The 13,525-nt window shown below is 66.1% G+C and carries 13 protein-coding genes; 3 read left to right on the plus strand and 10 right to left on the minus strand.

Features of this window, described 5'->3' with window-relative positions; genetic code table 11:
* Positions 1 to 149: 149 nt before the first annotated feature.
* From ACVWZM_RS04095 to ACVWZM_RS04130, 8 genes are all read right to left on the minus strand, one after another.
* Positions 150 to 656: a cytochrome c-type biogenesis protein gene (locus tag ACVWZM_RS04095; RefSeq protein ID WP_456852059.1), complete on the minus strand. Its 507-nt coding sequence runs from the start codon at positions 654 to 656 to the stop codon at positions 150 to 152.
* Entirely contained in the window at positions 656 to 2,638 is a 1,983-nt protein-coding gene (locus ACVWZM_RS04100; RefSeq protein ID WP_456852061.1) for a heme lyase CcmF/NrfE family subunit, read from the minus strand. The genes ACVWZM_RS04095 and ACVWZM_RS04100 overlap by 1 nt, the downstream gene beginning before the upstream one ends.
* Positions 2,635 to 3,132 carry a cytochrome c maturation protein CcmE gene (gene ccmE, locus ACVWZM_RS04105; RefSeq protein ID WP_076833296.1) on the minus strand — a complete coding sequence of 166 codons (498 nt, stop codon included), beginning with the start codon at positions 3,130 to 3,132 and terminating at the stop codon, positions 2,635 to 2,637. The genes ACVWZM_RS04100 and ccmE overlap by 4 nt, the downstream gene beginning before the upstream one ends.
* A 59-nt stretch (positions 3,133 to 3,191) precedes the next feature.
* Positions 3,192 to 4,331, minus strand: coding sequence for a c-type cytochrome biogenesis protein CcmI (gene ccmI / locus ACVWZM_RS04110; protein ID WP_456852063.1), 1,140 nt, complete (start codon positions 4,329 to 4,331; stop codon positions 3,192 to 3,194).
* Positions 4,332 to 4,693: 362 nt separating this feature from the next.
* On the minus strand, positions 4,694 to 6,088 hold the full coding sequence (locus tag ACVWZM_RS04115) for a hypothetical protein (RefSeq protein ID WP_057020248.1): 1,395 nt from the start codon (positions 6,086 to 6,088) through the stop codon (positions 4,694 to 4,696).
* Positions 6,089 to 6,225: 137 nt separating this feature from the next.
* Positions 6,226 to 6,989 (minus strand): IS5 family transposase gene (locus tag ACVWZM_RS04120; protein WP_139481326.1). Its coding sequence is split into 2 segments (ribosomal slippage): positions 6,226 to 6,651 and positions 6,654 to 6,989, totalling 762 coding nucleotides; the frame shifts between segments, so codons are not numbered across the junction.
* Between the two features lie 305 nt (positions 6,990 to 7,294).
* Entirely contained in the window at positions 7,295 to 8,671 is a 1,377-nt protein-coding gene (locus tag ACVWZM_RS04125) for an ATP-binding protein (RefSeq protein ID WP_456852065.1), read from the minus strand.
* Between the two features lie 292 nt (positions 8,672 to 8,963).
* Positions 8,964 to 9,626: a response regulator transcription factor gene (locus ACVWZM_RS04130; protein ID WP_016841655.1), complete on the minus strand. Its 663-nt coding sequence runs from the start codon at positions 9,624 to 9,626 to the stop codon at positions 8,964 to 8,966.
* A 172-nt stretch (positions 9,627 to 9,798) separates the two neighbouring features.
* Here ACVWZM_RS04130 and ACVWZM_RS04135 point away from each other — a divergent pair, with 172 nt between their 5' ends.
* Positions 9,799 to 10,398 carry a VanZ family protein gene (locus tag ACVWZM_RS04135; RefSeq protein ID WP_210263074.1) on the plus strand — a complete coding sequence of 200 codons (600 nt, stop codon included), beginning with the start codon at positions 9,799 to 9,801 and terminating at the stop codon, positions 10,396 to 10,398.
* Between the two features lie 18 nt (positions 10,399 to 10,416).
* On the opposite strand, the gene ACVWZM_RS04140 is transcribed toward ACVWZM_RS04135, so the two are convergent.
* Entirely contained in the window at positions 10,417 to 10,650 is a 234-nt protein-coding gene (locus ACVWZM_RS04140) for a hypothetical protein (RefSeq protein ID WP_456835241.1), read from the minus strand.
* Positions 10,647 to 11,405 (minus strand): hypothetical protein, encoded by a 759-nt coding sequence (locus tag ACVWZM_RS04145; protein WP_456852067.1) that lies wholly within the window; start codon positions 11,403 to 11,405, stop codon positions 10,647 to 10,649. The genes ACVWZM_RS04140 and ACVWZM_RS04145 overlap by 4 nt, the downstream gene beginning before the upstream one ends.
* 28 nt (positions 11,406 to 11,433) lie before the next feature.
* On the opposite strand from ACVWZM_RS04145, the gene ACVWZM_RS04150 reads away from it, so the two are divergent.
* Positions 11,434 to 11,814 (plus strand): hypothetical protein, encoded by a 381-nt coding sequence (locus ACVWZM_RS04150; RefSeq protein ID WP_456852069.1) that lies wholly within the window; start codon positions 11,434 to 11,436, stop codon positions 11,812 to 11,814.
* 117 nt (positions 11,815 to 11,931) lie between these two features.
* On the plus strand, positions 11,932 to 13,506 hold the full coding sequence (locus ACVWZM_RS04155) for a hypothetical protein (protein WP_456835243.1): 1,575 nt from the start codon (positions 11,932 to 11,934) through the stop codon (positions 13,504 to 13,506).
* Positions 13,507 to 13,525: the final 19 nt, after the last annotated feature.

Consider the following 13,525-nt stretch of genomic DNA (forward strand, 5'->3'; position numbering starts at 1 on the left):
AATCATTGGTGCCGGGGGCGAGCACCTGATGGGTCTGAACATGGGGTCATCAGCCTTACGGCGCGCTGGCTGCGGAATTAAACTTTTGTAATCGAGGCGGCCGCCGCTGCGGCAGAATAGCGCAGGTAAATAAAGGACTTAAAAGGGAACTAAAGCGGCTTGTCCGGCGCGGATTCCGCCGCCAGCAGCCGTTCCAAGCGCGCCTGCTCGTCGGACGTCAGTCCGGCGGCGGAATCGCCCCCGCCCGCGGCCGGATTTGCCTTGCGCCGGCCGAGGCGCCAGAGCGCAAAGCCGCCCAGCAGCAACGCCAGCGGCGGGGTAAGCCACAGCAGCAGCGTGTGCTCGTTGAGGCGCGGCTTCAGCAGCACGAATTCGCCGTAGCGCGCCACCAGGAAATCGATCACCTGGCCGTCGCTGTCGCCGGCCGAGATGCGTTCACGCACCAAGAGACGCAGGTCGCGCGCCAGCGGCGCCTCCGAATCGTCGATCGACTGGTTCTGGCAGACCATGCAGCGCAGCTCCTTGGAGAGCTCGCGCGCCCTCGCCTCCTTGCCCGGATCCGCCATGACCTCGTCGGGCAGCACCGCCCGTGCGGGCATCGCACCGAGCATCAGGACCGCGGCAAGCACGGCGGCTGCAAGCGCGCGCGACCGCATCACTCGGCCGCCTGCAATGCACGCGCCGCTTTCGCCGGCTTCGGCGCGCCGACCCGCAAGCGGCGGTCGGACAGCGACAGCAGACCACCGAACGCCATCAGCACCGGGCCCCACCAGATCATCAGCACCAGCGGCTTGTAATAGATGCGCACCGCGATCGCGCCGTCGGCCGAGGTATCGCCGAGCGAGATGTAGAGCTGGCTGGCGCCGCGCGTCATCAGCGCGGCCTCGGTCGTCGAGGCGCCGCGCGTCGTGAAGTTGCGCTTCGACGGCGTCATCACGCTGACCTTCTCGCCGTCACGCGTCACGGTGAATTGCGCGACCATCTCGCGGAAATTCGGACCCTGCCGCGGGTTCAGGCCGTCGAGCCGCAACTGGTAGCCGGCGACGTGAGCGACGTCGTCCGGCTTCATCGCGCCGATATATTCGCTGTTCCAGGTGGTCTCGCAGACGATCCCGATCAGCGCGACGCCGAGACCGGCATGCGCAAACGCAGTTCCCCAAGTCGCACGCGGCAAGCCGCGCGCGCGGCGCAACGAGAGCGACAGCGGAATCCGGAACAGCGCGATGCGCTCGGCGAGATCGCACAGCGCGCCCATGATCACGAACACCGCCAGTCCGATCGCGAGCGGCGCCAAGGTCGCGCCGCCATAGGTCCACGCCAACACCAGCGCCATCGCAACCAGCGCGACGATGCCGGCCACCATCAGCCGCTGCGCCGCGCCGAGCAGATCGCCGCGCTTCCAGGCCAGCAGCGGCCCGAACGGCACCGCGAGCAGCAGCGGCACGAACAGCGGCGCGAAGGTGAAATTGAAGAACGGCGCTCCGACCGAGATCTTCTCGCCGGTCAGCACCTCTAGCGCCAGCGGATACAGCGTGCCGATGAACACGGTCGCGCAGGCGGTGGTGAGCAGCAGATTGTTGAGCACCAGCGCGCCTTCGCGCGAGATCGGCGCGAACAGCCCGCCCTGCTTCAGCGCCGGCGCACGCCAGGCATACAGCGACAGGCTGCCGCCGATGAAGACGAACAGGATCAGCAGGATGAACACGCCGCGTGTCGGATCGGTGGCGAACGCGTGGACCGAGGTCAGCACGCCGGAGCGCACCAGGAAGGTGCCGAGCAGCGACAGCGAGAAGGTCAGGATCGACAGCAGGACGGTCCAGACCTTCAGCGCGTTGCGCTTCTCCATCACCAGCGCCGAATGCAGCAGCGCGGTGCCGGCAAGCCACGGCATCAGCGATGCGTTCTCGACCGGATCCCAGAACCACCAGCCGCCCCAGCCGAGCTCGTAATAGGCCCAGTAGGAGCCCATCGCGATGCCGAGCGTCAGGAAGATCCAAGCCATCAGCGTCCACGGCCGCACCCAGCGCGCCCAGGCGGCGTCGATCCGTCCCTCGAGCAGCGCCGCCACCGCGAACGAGAACGAGATCGAGAAGCCGACATAACCGAGATAGAGCATCGGCGGATGCACCGCGAGGCCGATATCCTGCAGCACCGGATTGAGGTCGCGTCCCTCCAGCGGCGGATTGGCGATGCGCAGGAACGGGTTCGAGGTGATCAGGATGAACAGATAGAACGCGCTGGCGACCCAGGCCTGCACCGCCAGCACATGCGCGCGCAGCGACAGCGGCAGATTGTTGCCGAAGGCCGCGACGAGGCCGCCGAACAGCGCCAGGATCGACACCCACAGCAGCATCGATCCTTCATGGTTTCCCCACACGCCGGTGATCTTGTAGAGCAGCGGCTTCAGCGAATGCGAATTCTCGTAGACATTGGCGACCGAGAAATCCGAGGTGACGTGCAGCGTCACCAGCGCCGCGAACGACGCTGCGACGAACAGCAACTGGGCGAGCGCGGTCGAGCGCGCGACGTTCATCAGCGCCGCATCGCGCCAGCGCGCGCCGACGATCGGCACGATGGACTGGATCAGCGCCAGCCCGAGCGCGAGCACCAGGGCGTAATGTCCACTTTCGGCAATCACCGCACGGCTCCCTGGGTCGGCGCCGCGGAGGCGCTCGGCGTATTGCCCGGCTTGGCACCGTAATCGTCCTTCCAGTGCCCCTGCTTCTTCAGGGCGTCGGCGACATCCTTCGGCATGTAGGTCTCGTCATGCTTGGCGAGCACGGTGTCGGCGCGGAACACGCCATCAGCGTCGAGCGCGCCTTCGGCAACCACGCCCTGCCCCTCGCGGAACAGATCCGGCAGGATGCCCTTGTAGGCGACCGGCAGCGTCGCGCCACCATCGCCAACGGTGAAGGTCACGGCGAGATTGTCGCCGCGCTTGAGCGAGCCCTGCTCCACCAGGCCGCCGAGCCGGAAACGCTTGCCCGGACCGAGATGCTTTTCGGCGACCATCGACGGCGTCGAGAAGAACACGATGGAATCGCGCAGCGCGTTCAGCACCAGGCCCGCGGCGATCGCGAGCACGACGAGCGCGCAGCCGATCAGTGTCAAACGCCGTTGCTTCCTGGTCATGTTCCATCCTTGCGCATGACATCCTCCGAAAACCGCCGCGCACTTTTCGGCGTCATGCTCTATCCATCCAGCCCGAGATTCTTCAGCCCCTCATTGAGCTGACGCAACCGGTCCGCATCGTTGGCGACCGCCTGACGGGCATCCGCGAGCGCGCTCATCGCCTTGTCGCGCTCGCCCATCACGAGATAGGCGCGGACCAGCCGCAGCCAGCCCTCGACGTCGTCGCCATTGGTCTTCAGCCGCGTCGCCAGCCGATCGACCATGCCTTTGATCATGGTGCCGCGATCGGCCTCGCTCATGTCCCTGGCCGCAGCCACCGCACTGTCCGGCAGCGCCGGTGCGCTCACGCCACCGGGTGCGCTGACGCCGCCGGGCACGCTTCCGCCGACCCGCACGAGCGCGGCCTGCACCAGCGGCCGCCATGGCGCGTCCGATGGCGCCTTCGCCAGCATCTTCTGCCAGAGCGCCGCGGCATCGGCCTTGCGCCCGTCCTGCTCGGCGGCAAGGCCGAGGAAATAGTTCGCCTTGGCATCGTCGCCATTCAGCGCGACCGCACGCTCGAACTCCGCCTTGGCGTCCGCGGTGACGACGCCGCCGGCAGTCCCCATCAGCGCCTCGCCGAGATCGGCGCGGCGATCGGCGCTGTCGCCGGCATAGGTGATGGCGTTGCGATAGGCGCGGACGGCGTCATCGTAGCGGCCGAGGCGCGACAGCACCGGCGCCAGCACCGTCCAGCCGCGGCCGTCGGTCGGGTTCTTTTCAAGGTGCGCCTCGACCTGCGCGACCAGATTGGCGAGCGGCTGGTTGGCGTCGGCCACCCGGCCGCGCTCGGCGAGCGGAAAGTCGCCAAGCCGCGGCGAGCCGAGCGCGAGATAGAAGCTCGAGGCAATCACCGGCAATCCGACCAGGCCGACGATCGCGGCAGTGCGCCGCAGATTGAGGTTGCCTTGCACCGGGGTCTCACGTCCGCCCTGATCGGCGGCGGCCAGCAGCCGGCGGCTGATCTCGACCCGTGCGGCATCGGCCTCGGCGGCACCGATGATGCCGGCGGCCATGTCGCGGTCGATTTCGGCGAGCTGGTCGCGGTAGACCACGACCTCGCTGCCGCCGGTATCCGCGCGCCCGCGGCGGCTGAGCGGCCACAGCACGGCGAAGATCGCCGCGACCGTCATCAGCGCGAACACAAACCACAGCGTCATCAAGCGGTTCCCGGATGGAACGGCGGCTTCTGGCAAGCCGCCTTAGAATCGCTTTACACTACCGGCGGCGAGCCCGGCAATTGACAATTGCTGGATCGGCGGAAGGTCGAAATCAGGCGGTTTCCGGTGCCGTTCCGGCGGTATTGCGCCGGCGTCTCCGGGCGAAGGCGCGCACGACCAAAATATCGAAAACAACCCCATGCAAAGTAGCAGGCGGTCGCCGGTGCTCGATTGACGGTTGACACGTCGGGCAACTCAGTGCCACACTTCCATTATTCCGAAATAGCGCAAATGCCTATCATCCCGCCGTGGCCGGGCTCGTCGGCTTACCGTCGAACATGCTCGCGAATTGCGCGGTCTCGCTACCCCGCGCGCGACGACTTGCGCTCGCCGGTCACGGCGTTTTCGGCGGCCCGGTTCATCAGGGAGGCGTAGTCGTGGCCGAACAGCACTTCGCAGAAGCGGATCGCGGCCTTGACCTGCTGCTGGCGGAACGCCCGGACCCGGGCGTCGCCGCCGCGCAGCGACTGCACCAGCCCTTCGGTCGACTGCTCGACATAATGTTGCAGGTCGGAGAAAGTCCGCAGCGTCACCTCGTTGATGGCGAGCTCGCTGGCATAGGTGCGGCACACCGCGACGAAATCGATCAGCGCCGCGGCATCCTCGACCTCGGTCGCATCGATCTTGGCCCCTGCCGTAATGTCCTTGTCGGCGCGCTGGCGCAGGATGCGGCGGACCCGGCCCGGCACGCTGTCGATCTCCGATTGCAGCGCGTTGGAAGTATCGGCGCGGACCGAGGTGAGCTGGCGGCCCCAGGTGGAATCGTTGCGCAGATCGAGCTCGGTGCGCAGGCCGCGGACGCCGTCATGCAGGGTCTTGAGCTGCTCGCCGACATAATCGAAATGCCCGCGCCTGATGTCGGTGCGCAGGCAGGCCGCGACGAACGACAAATCATGCAGCGCGATGGTGACCGCGATGCCGTAAGGCGTCGCCGCAACCCGCAGTTCGTCGTCGGAGGCCGCCATCTTGATGGCGAGACGGATGATCTGCCATGGCGCGGCGAGCCGCTGCGCAATCAACGACAGCGCAAACGGCAGCAGTTGCGGCGTCTGCAACGACGGCAGCTTGAGCGCCTCCATCGCGGAGGCGATCTGGGAATCGGCAAATACCCGGATCTGGCTCGGCAGCCGGCTTCCCAGGGTTTCCAGCGCTTCGCGGGCCTGCAGAACGAGGCCGATCGGCAGCAGGTCCTCGACCACGTTTGGCGGGCCGACCCGCGACAGCGCGCGCTGGCGGTCGTCCTGGCTCGGCGCCGCGATCTTGAGGATGGCGTCCGCGGCGGCAAGCTGGAACTTGCGCGCGGCGGCCTCCATCGGACCGCTCTCCGTGGCCGCGGCCAACGCCGCCTCGAACGCGCGAGCCGCTTCGGGCGCGCCCTCGCGGGCCAGCCATTGCCAGATCGGCAGCAGCGAGGCGCGCCGGATCTGGCCCGCTCGCGTCGGGAAATTGGTCTCGGCGAGGAACGGCTCGAGCGGCCGGAACAGGAGCCGCGCCGGGTCGTCGCTGCGCGGCTGGATCTGCTCGTCCTCCTCGGCCCCGCGCACGATCTTGCGCAGCTGCTCGAGGACCAGATTGGCGACGGCGACGTCATCGCCGCGTTCGACGGCGCGCTCCAGCTCACGCATCAGCAGCGCCTGCGATTGCGGCGGAAGCTGCGCGAGATAATCCCTCAGCCGCTCGGTCGATTTCTGGCTCATGCCCGGTCGTGAAAGCTTGGTGCCCGGCAAGCGCCGCAGCCCGTCCGCCCGCAATGATAGCGGCGGGCGCGTTAAGAAGCCGTTTAGGAAGAATAGCGGCGCCGAGCCTCCCAAGGCCGACTAGGTGGTGTGGACATTTATCGCATCCATAAGACGATGGCTGCGAGAGTAACGACGGCCAGGTAATTTCGGGCGGTCTTTTCGAAGCGGGTTGCGACGCGGCGGAACTGCTTGAGTTTTGAGAAGCAGCATTCGACGAGATGACGCTGGGCATAGAGGTGCTTGTCCAGCGGATATTTGAGCGCACGTGACGGGTTGTTGGGGATGACGGCGAGCGCGCCTTTGGCAGCGATCGCCTGGCGCAAGTGATCGGCGTCATAAGCCGTATCCGCCATGACGACCTGGGCAGGTAATCCCTCGATCAATTCGGCGGCTTGCGGTACGTCGCTCTTCTGACCTGCGGTGAGCTTGAACCGTACGGGACATCCCAGGCCGCGAACGGCCATATGTATCTTGGTGCTCAGGCCACCGCGCGAGCGACCGATCGCCTGATCTTCAGACCCCCTTTTTTCGCCCCAGCGGCGTGCTGGTGCGCCCGGACGATGGTGGAGTCGACGATCAGATACTCGAAGTCCGGATCACCGGACATCGCTTCGAATATGCGCCACCAGACCCCCTTGATGCTCCATCGACTGAAGCGCCGAAACACGCTGTTCCAGTCTCCAAACACCTCCGGAAGATCACGCCAGGGAGAGCCAGTGCGCACGATCCAAAGTACGCCCTCCACAAACATCCGGTTGTCCCGTCCGGTCGAACCCTTCTGGTCAGGCCGGCCGATGATCAGCGGCGCCATCCGCTCCCATGTCGCGTCGCTCAATACCAAGCGGTCCATCACACCCAAGGCGGCCTCCCCAAAAGCAGCCTTGAATCTGATTTGCGCCTAAAAGGGAATCCTTAGAGTCCACACCACCTAGAGCGAGATGGGTTTAGGTCGGATGGCGACCGCGGCGGCGCTGCGCTCCCTCGCCCCGTTCTTACGGGGAGAGGGTTGGGTGAGGGGCCGCCTCCGCGTATCGGGTGATAGCTGCGTTTACGGAGACTCCCCCTCACCCGGAACGCATCTAACGATGCGTTCCGACCTCTCCCCGCGCGCGGGGCGAGGTGAAGCGGAATCCGCCGCTCGATTCAGAGTAAAGTCATCTTGTGCTACACCGCCGGCAGCGTGAGCTTGGCCCGCAGGCCGCCGATCGGTGCGTTGTTCAGGGTGAGATTGCCGCCGTAGAGGCCGGCGAGATCGGTCACGATCGACAGGCCGAGACCGGAGCCTGGTTTTGACTCGTCGAGCCGCTGGCCGCGCCGCGACACCTGGGCACGCTCGGCTTCCGACAGGCCGCGCCCGTCGTCGTCGACCACAATGCGCAGCCTCGGCCCGGCGCCCGAGGCCTCGGGCGGGACCACGGTCACCTCGACGAACACCTGCGAAGCCGCCCATTTGCAGGCGTTGTCGACGAGATTGCCGACCATCTCCTCGAGGTCCTGCCGCTCGCCGCGAAACCGTGCCGCCGGATCGGCGTTCGCCTCGATCGAGAGGTCGCGATCGCGATGGATCTTCTCCATGGTCCGGCGCAGCGCCTCGATCACAGGTGCGACGTCGGTGATGGTGCTGACGATGGTGGCACGGGCGGCGATCCGCGCCCGCTCGAGATGGTGCGCGACCTGGTCCCGCATCAGATCGGCCTGCTCCAGCACCTTGCTGGCGAAAGGATCGGCGGTATGGGCGGCCGCCTCGTTCACGATCACCGAAAGCGGCGTCTTGATCGCATGGGCGAGATTGCCGACATGGGTGCGCGAGCGCTCAACGATCTCCCGGTTGGCATCGATCAGCGCATTGGTCTCGCGCGCCAGCGGTGCGATCTCGACCGGAAACCGGCCTTCCAGCCGCTCGGCGCGGCCGGAGCGGATGTCGGCGATCGCATCCGAGATTCGCTTGAGCGGCGCGAGACCGTAGCGCACCTGGAAGATCGTGGTCAGCAGCAGCACGATGCCGAGCGCGGCGAAGGTGCCGCCGAGATAATAGTCGAAGCTGCGCGTCTCATCGAAGATCTCGGTGGCATCGCCGGCGACGCTGACCAGGAACTTGCCGTCGGCGCCGAGATCGACCGGCCGCTCCACCACGCGCAGGCTCTGGCCTTCGGGCCCGTCGACATAGCCGAGCCGGACCCCGGCAGCGGTCAGCTCGGCGCCGTGCTCCTCGAGCTTGGGCAATTTCTTGTCCCACAGCGAGCGCGAGGCGCGGGTCTCGCCCTTTTCGGTATCGGTCCGGGTGATCTGCCAGTACCAGCCCGACAATGGCAGGTCGAACAGCGGCTCGCCCAGCGACTGGAACTGGCGGTCCGCCGGCTCGTCCGGCGTCGCCACCTCGGCGATCAGGGTGCGCAGATAGAGATTGAGCCGGCGGTCGAAGGCGCGCTCGGTCGCGTCGCGATAGACCGACGACAGGATGACGCCCGTGATCGCCAGGATCACCACCACCCAGGCGGTCGCCGAGACGAACAGGCGTGTCGCGAGCGAGCTGCCGCCCATCAGGGCACGAGCTCGAACATCGCGTCAGCGGGCCGCGACAAGGCGAGTTCAGACATGGCGAATCCAGTCCTCCTGGCGCGGATCATGCCAATGCCCGCATCGCGATCAAGCACCTTAAGAGCATGATCCGATTGAATAGGACATGCTCTTATCCCATTGTTTGGTCCGCGCTTTCTTCACGCGAACGAACCGGCATCCACTTCGCTCGAAAATGCTTCAAGAGCATGATCTCCGCGCAAACGCTTCGCGTTTGTCGCAGGGAAAACCGCTGCGCACTTTTCCGGATCATGCTCTAGGTCGGCGGCGAAAGCATGTAGCCGAGGCCGCGCACGGTCTGGATGATATCGACTTCCAGCTTCTTGCGAATGCGCCCGACGAACACCTCGATCGTGTTGGAGTCGCGGTCGAAGTCCTGGTCGTAGAGATGCTCGACCAGTTCGGTGCGCGAGACCACCCGCCCGGTGTGGTGCATCAGATAGTCGAGCAGATTGTACTCGTGCGAGGTCAGCTTGATCGGATTGCCGTTGACGGTGACCCGCTTGGTCCGGGTGTTCAGCGCCACCGGCCCGCAGTTCAGTTCGACCTGGGCATGCCCGGTCGCGCGGCGCAGCAGCGCGCGGATCCGCGCCAGCACCTCCTCGAGGTGGAAGGGCTTGGCGACATAGTCGTCGGCGCCGGCGTCGAAGCCCTGAACCTTGTCGCTCCAGCGATCTCGTGCGGTGAGGATCAGCACCGGCATCACCCGCTTGTTCCGCCGCCAGGCCTCGAGCACCGAGATACCGTCCATTTTCGGCAGGCCGATATCCAGCACCACCGCGTCGTACGGCTCGCTATCACCAAGGAAATGCCCCTCCTCGCCGTCGAACGCGCGATCGACCACGTAGCCGGCGTCCGTCAGCGCGGTGGTGAGCTGGCGGTTTAGATCCGGATCATCCTCAACGACGAGCAGACGCACTTTGGCCTCCGAGAGTGAGCATTACGACATTCCGGCACCAAATGAGGCTTCCCGCCGTGAACGGCTTATGAATGGACCCGCAAGGCGCCGCTAATTTTTTCGTCAGGTGCACCATCCGGGGAACCCGCGCAAGCATCCCTGGTTCCCTCCATGAGATGCGCGCGAAGTGAGATTGGGTTTCAGTTTAGGGTATTTTAATACCATAAACTTGAAAGCAATTGTTGCTGGCAACCTTCCGGCGGACCGGAGCGCGGACAACATGTCGGGTCATTTGCAGCCGACCGGCAAGTTAACCTTCGACGACCATTTTCATGTCGCAGACACCGGCGATGCGCTAATTCAACGGCGGCGCGCCCAGCGCATATGGACCGGGAAGAACGCGTTGCTTGTTTCAAAGATACGGAGGTTCGGCGTGATTGCAGGCTGGCTTGCGCTTGCGCTCATCGCCTTCGTGACACTGTCCCCGATCCAGGACCGTCCCTCGCTATTCCATCCGCAGATCGAGCATTTCGCGGCGTTCGCCGTGATGGCGCTGGCCTTCGTGCTGGGCTACCCGCGGCGCACCGCGCTGATCGTGCTCCTTGTCATCTTCAGCGCGTTCACGCTCGAAGCAATGCAATTCCTGACACCGGATCGTCACGGCCGCCTGATCGATGCGATCGTCAAGGTGGCGGGGGGTCTCGCCGGCATCGGCGTCGGTCGCTTCATGCTGCTCGTGCTGCGTAACCAGCTCGGCCGGCTGAGGTCGGGCGTGGAGCAGTCCGCGAACTGAGCGGCCGGCGCATTGCGCTCAATCGCGCTTCGGCGCTTCCGCCGACTTCGTGTCGTCTTGCGTCATGCATTGCTGAAAGAAATGCAGCCGATCGCCATTCATCGGCACGGCCCCCGGTCGCTTGTAGGGGTAGAACATGTAGGCCGCGCGCAGGCAGCGCTTTGCGGTCTCGGCGGCGGGTGCGGCGACGGCGGCACGCGATGCCAGCAGGAGCGCCAGCACGACACTGAACCGGATGGACACCCCGCTCACGGTTTCTCGCATTCCGAGTAGAACACGCCATTTGCGGCCGCCAGCCGCTGCAGGCAATGCCGCTTGTCGGTGACCGCGCCCTCGACCGTGAAATCGTAGGCCTGCGCCTTCAGGATCAACGCGTAGCGTCCCGGCGGCAGCGGCACGTCGTCGCGCGGCAGGACCTCGAACATCTGCGGATCGTCCTTGAGCGGCGCCGCGCGGAACGGGATCGAGATGTTGCGGATCACCCAGCTGTCGTCGCCCGGCGAGACCACCGGCTTGCCGGTCGCGTCGAACGTGGTCTGCTGGCTCACATGCGCGATCAGACGCACATCGATCGGATCGGAGGCGCCGCCGGCACCCTCGCGCCGGAACACGATGAAGCGGAGATGTCCGTCAGGCAGCGTGGTCTCGCTCGGCCTGGTGATCGCCGCCGAGATCGCCACCCGCGGATCCGGCGCACGCCCCTGGATCAGTTGCAGCTCGTAAAGCTTGCGGCCGCTCTCGGCGTAGACGCCGTAGGCGGTCGGCAATGGCCGTCTCGGCACCGGCGGCTCGGCCGCAGCGGCCGGCGCCGGGACGGCCGCGACCACCGCCGGCCTTTGGGCTTCGGGCGGCGCCGATGCCAGCGTGCCGGCAATCATCGCGCGGACCGCAGCCAATGACACGCCGCGTTGCTGCAGGAGGACAACGGCCGCGATCAGCCCGAAGAACGCCAGCATGACAACGTAACGCAGCGGCGCCGACGACGACCATCGCGGACCACGCGTCACCGCGGCAGGCTCGACGCGGTCGAGGGTCGTGAAAAAAGGCCGCCTCGGCATCGATCCGGGGCGGCGCCTCGATCCGTCGCGCCGCGCCCGCCGCCTCGAGGAATACGGGCAGCGCCCGCGCCAGCGGCACCTCGAATTTCTCGATCACGTTGCTCTTCGTGTGCGCTTCAACGCCTTCGATCGCCACTTCCAGCGCCTGCATCAGACGCTGCTTTTCCGCCGGATCCTCGTGCGCGAGCTGCTGCAGCTTCTGCCGCGCGAGCTCGTAGACCGCGCTGCGCAGCTGCTGCGGGTCGGTGCTCACGGAATCGATGGTTCGTGCCAGCACCAGCGCGAACTCCACCTCGGGGTGCGCAGGACCGATGTCCCTGACCGTTCTCTGGGCCGGCGTCGGCGTCATAAATGTTAGTCTGGTTTGCCCATAATGTTACAACATTCTATGTGGATTTTACTGTTAACACAAACCACCAGGCCGGCAGATGACGACCCGGTTTGACCGTCCCGATCCGAGCAGCAGCAGGATTCATTGACCCGTTCTCTGCCCATCCTGGACCAGTGGTTGTTCGCGCCCAAGCGGGACCGCCGATCCTGGCCGGACGTCCTGCTCCTCGCGGGATGGGTCGCGCTGGTCGGCTTCCAGATCGGCCGTCACGTGATGTGGCGCGACGAGGTCCGGGCGCTCACCATTGCCCTGAACGGCGACGATCCGGTCGCCATGCTGAGAGGGTTGCATGGCGAGGGCCACCCCGCCCTCTGGTACCTCCTGTTGCGCGGCGTGCATGCCGTATTCGATCGGGTCGAGGTGCTGCCCGCCGTCGCCTTCGTGGTCGGGCTCATCACGGTCGCACTGCTGATCTTCCGGTCACCATTCCCGCGGCCGTTGGTCCTGCTGCTGATCACGAGCCATGCGCTGTTGTTTGAATATGTCGTGATGGCCAGGAACTACGGCATCTCGGCCCTGTTCCTGTTCGCGATCGCGGCCTGCTATCGGGCTCACCGCGACCGTGGTCTGGTGCTCGGCGCGCTGCTGTTCCTGCTCGCCAACACCAACGTCGTCGGCGCGATCATGGCCGGCGCATTCCTGCTGTTCTGGCTGCTCGACCTGCTCGAGATCCGAGAGAGCCGTGACTGGCGCTGGTCGCCGCAACTCACCAATTTCGCGATCAATGCAACGATCGCGACGATTGGCGTCGTGATCTGCGCGGCGACGATGTTGCCGACCTATAATGACGCCGCGGCCCGGGACTGGTCGCACGAGTCACCACTCGCGGCGGCAATCCTTGCGCTGGTGAACCCCGGCGCGACGTCGCTGGGCGCGCTGTTTGCCAATCGGCTGCCGGGGATCGCGGGATCGGTGCTGCTGTTCGGCGCGACGCTCGGGCTCTTGCCGCGGCGACCGGCCTTTCTCGCCGCCATCGCCGCCCTGTTGCTGACGTCGTTGTTCTTCGCCGTCGCCGCCAACGGTGCCTACCGACATGCCGCGGTCTGGCTGAGCTTCCTGATCGCGCTTTACTGGATCGGCTGGAGCCGAGTCACCGCGCCATCCGGCTCTCGCGCATGGCTCGATCGGCGATTGCCGGCGATCGGACGCGTGTCGCTCCTGCTGGTGCTCGCGATCCAGACCGCCGCCGGCATCAACGATTTGCGCAACGCGGTGACCGGCGTGGTCGCGAGCCGCAGCGCCGATCTCGGCCGCCTGATCGCCTCGCGCGCCGATCTCACCAATGCAGTGATCCTCAGCGAGCCGGAATGGCTGGTCGAGGCGCTGCCCTACTACGTCAAGAACCGGACCTATCTCGCGCGCGACCACAAATTCGGCAGCGTCGTGATCTTCTCGCGCAAGGGCAAGATGGACAGCGATCTCGGCGAGACCCTGCGCCTTGCCCGCGAGCTTCGCGACACAAGCCGCACGCCCGTCATCATCCTGCTGGCCTGGCTCGACGAGATCACGCCCGACCGGACCTACGACGAAGGCAAGGACTGGCGGACGTTCCGTGCCTCAGCGGCGCAGATCCGCGATTTCCGCGAAGCGACCACGATGCTCCGCCGCTTCGGCCCCGCCAAGACCGACGAGAGTTTCGACGTCTACCTCCTCAACTAGGCGATCGATCAACGACGAC

It is taken from the genome of Bradyrhizobium sp. USDA 4501, assembly GCF_054062115.1.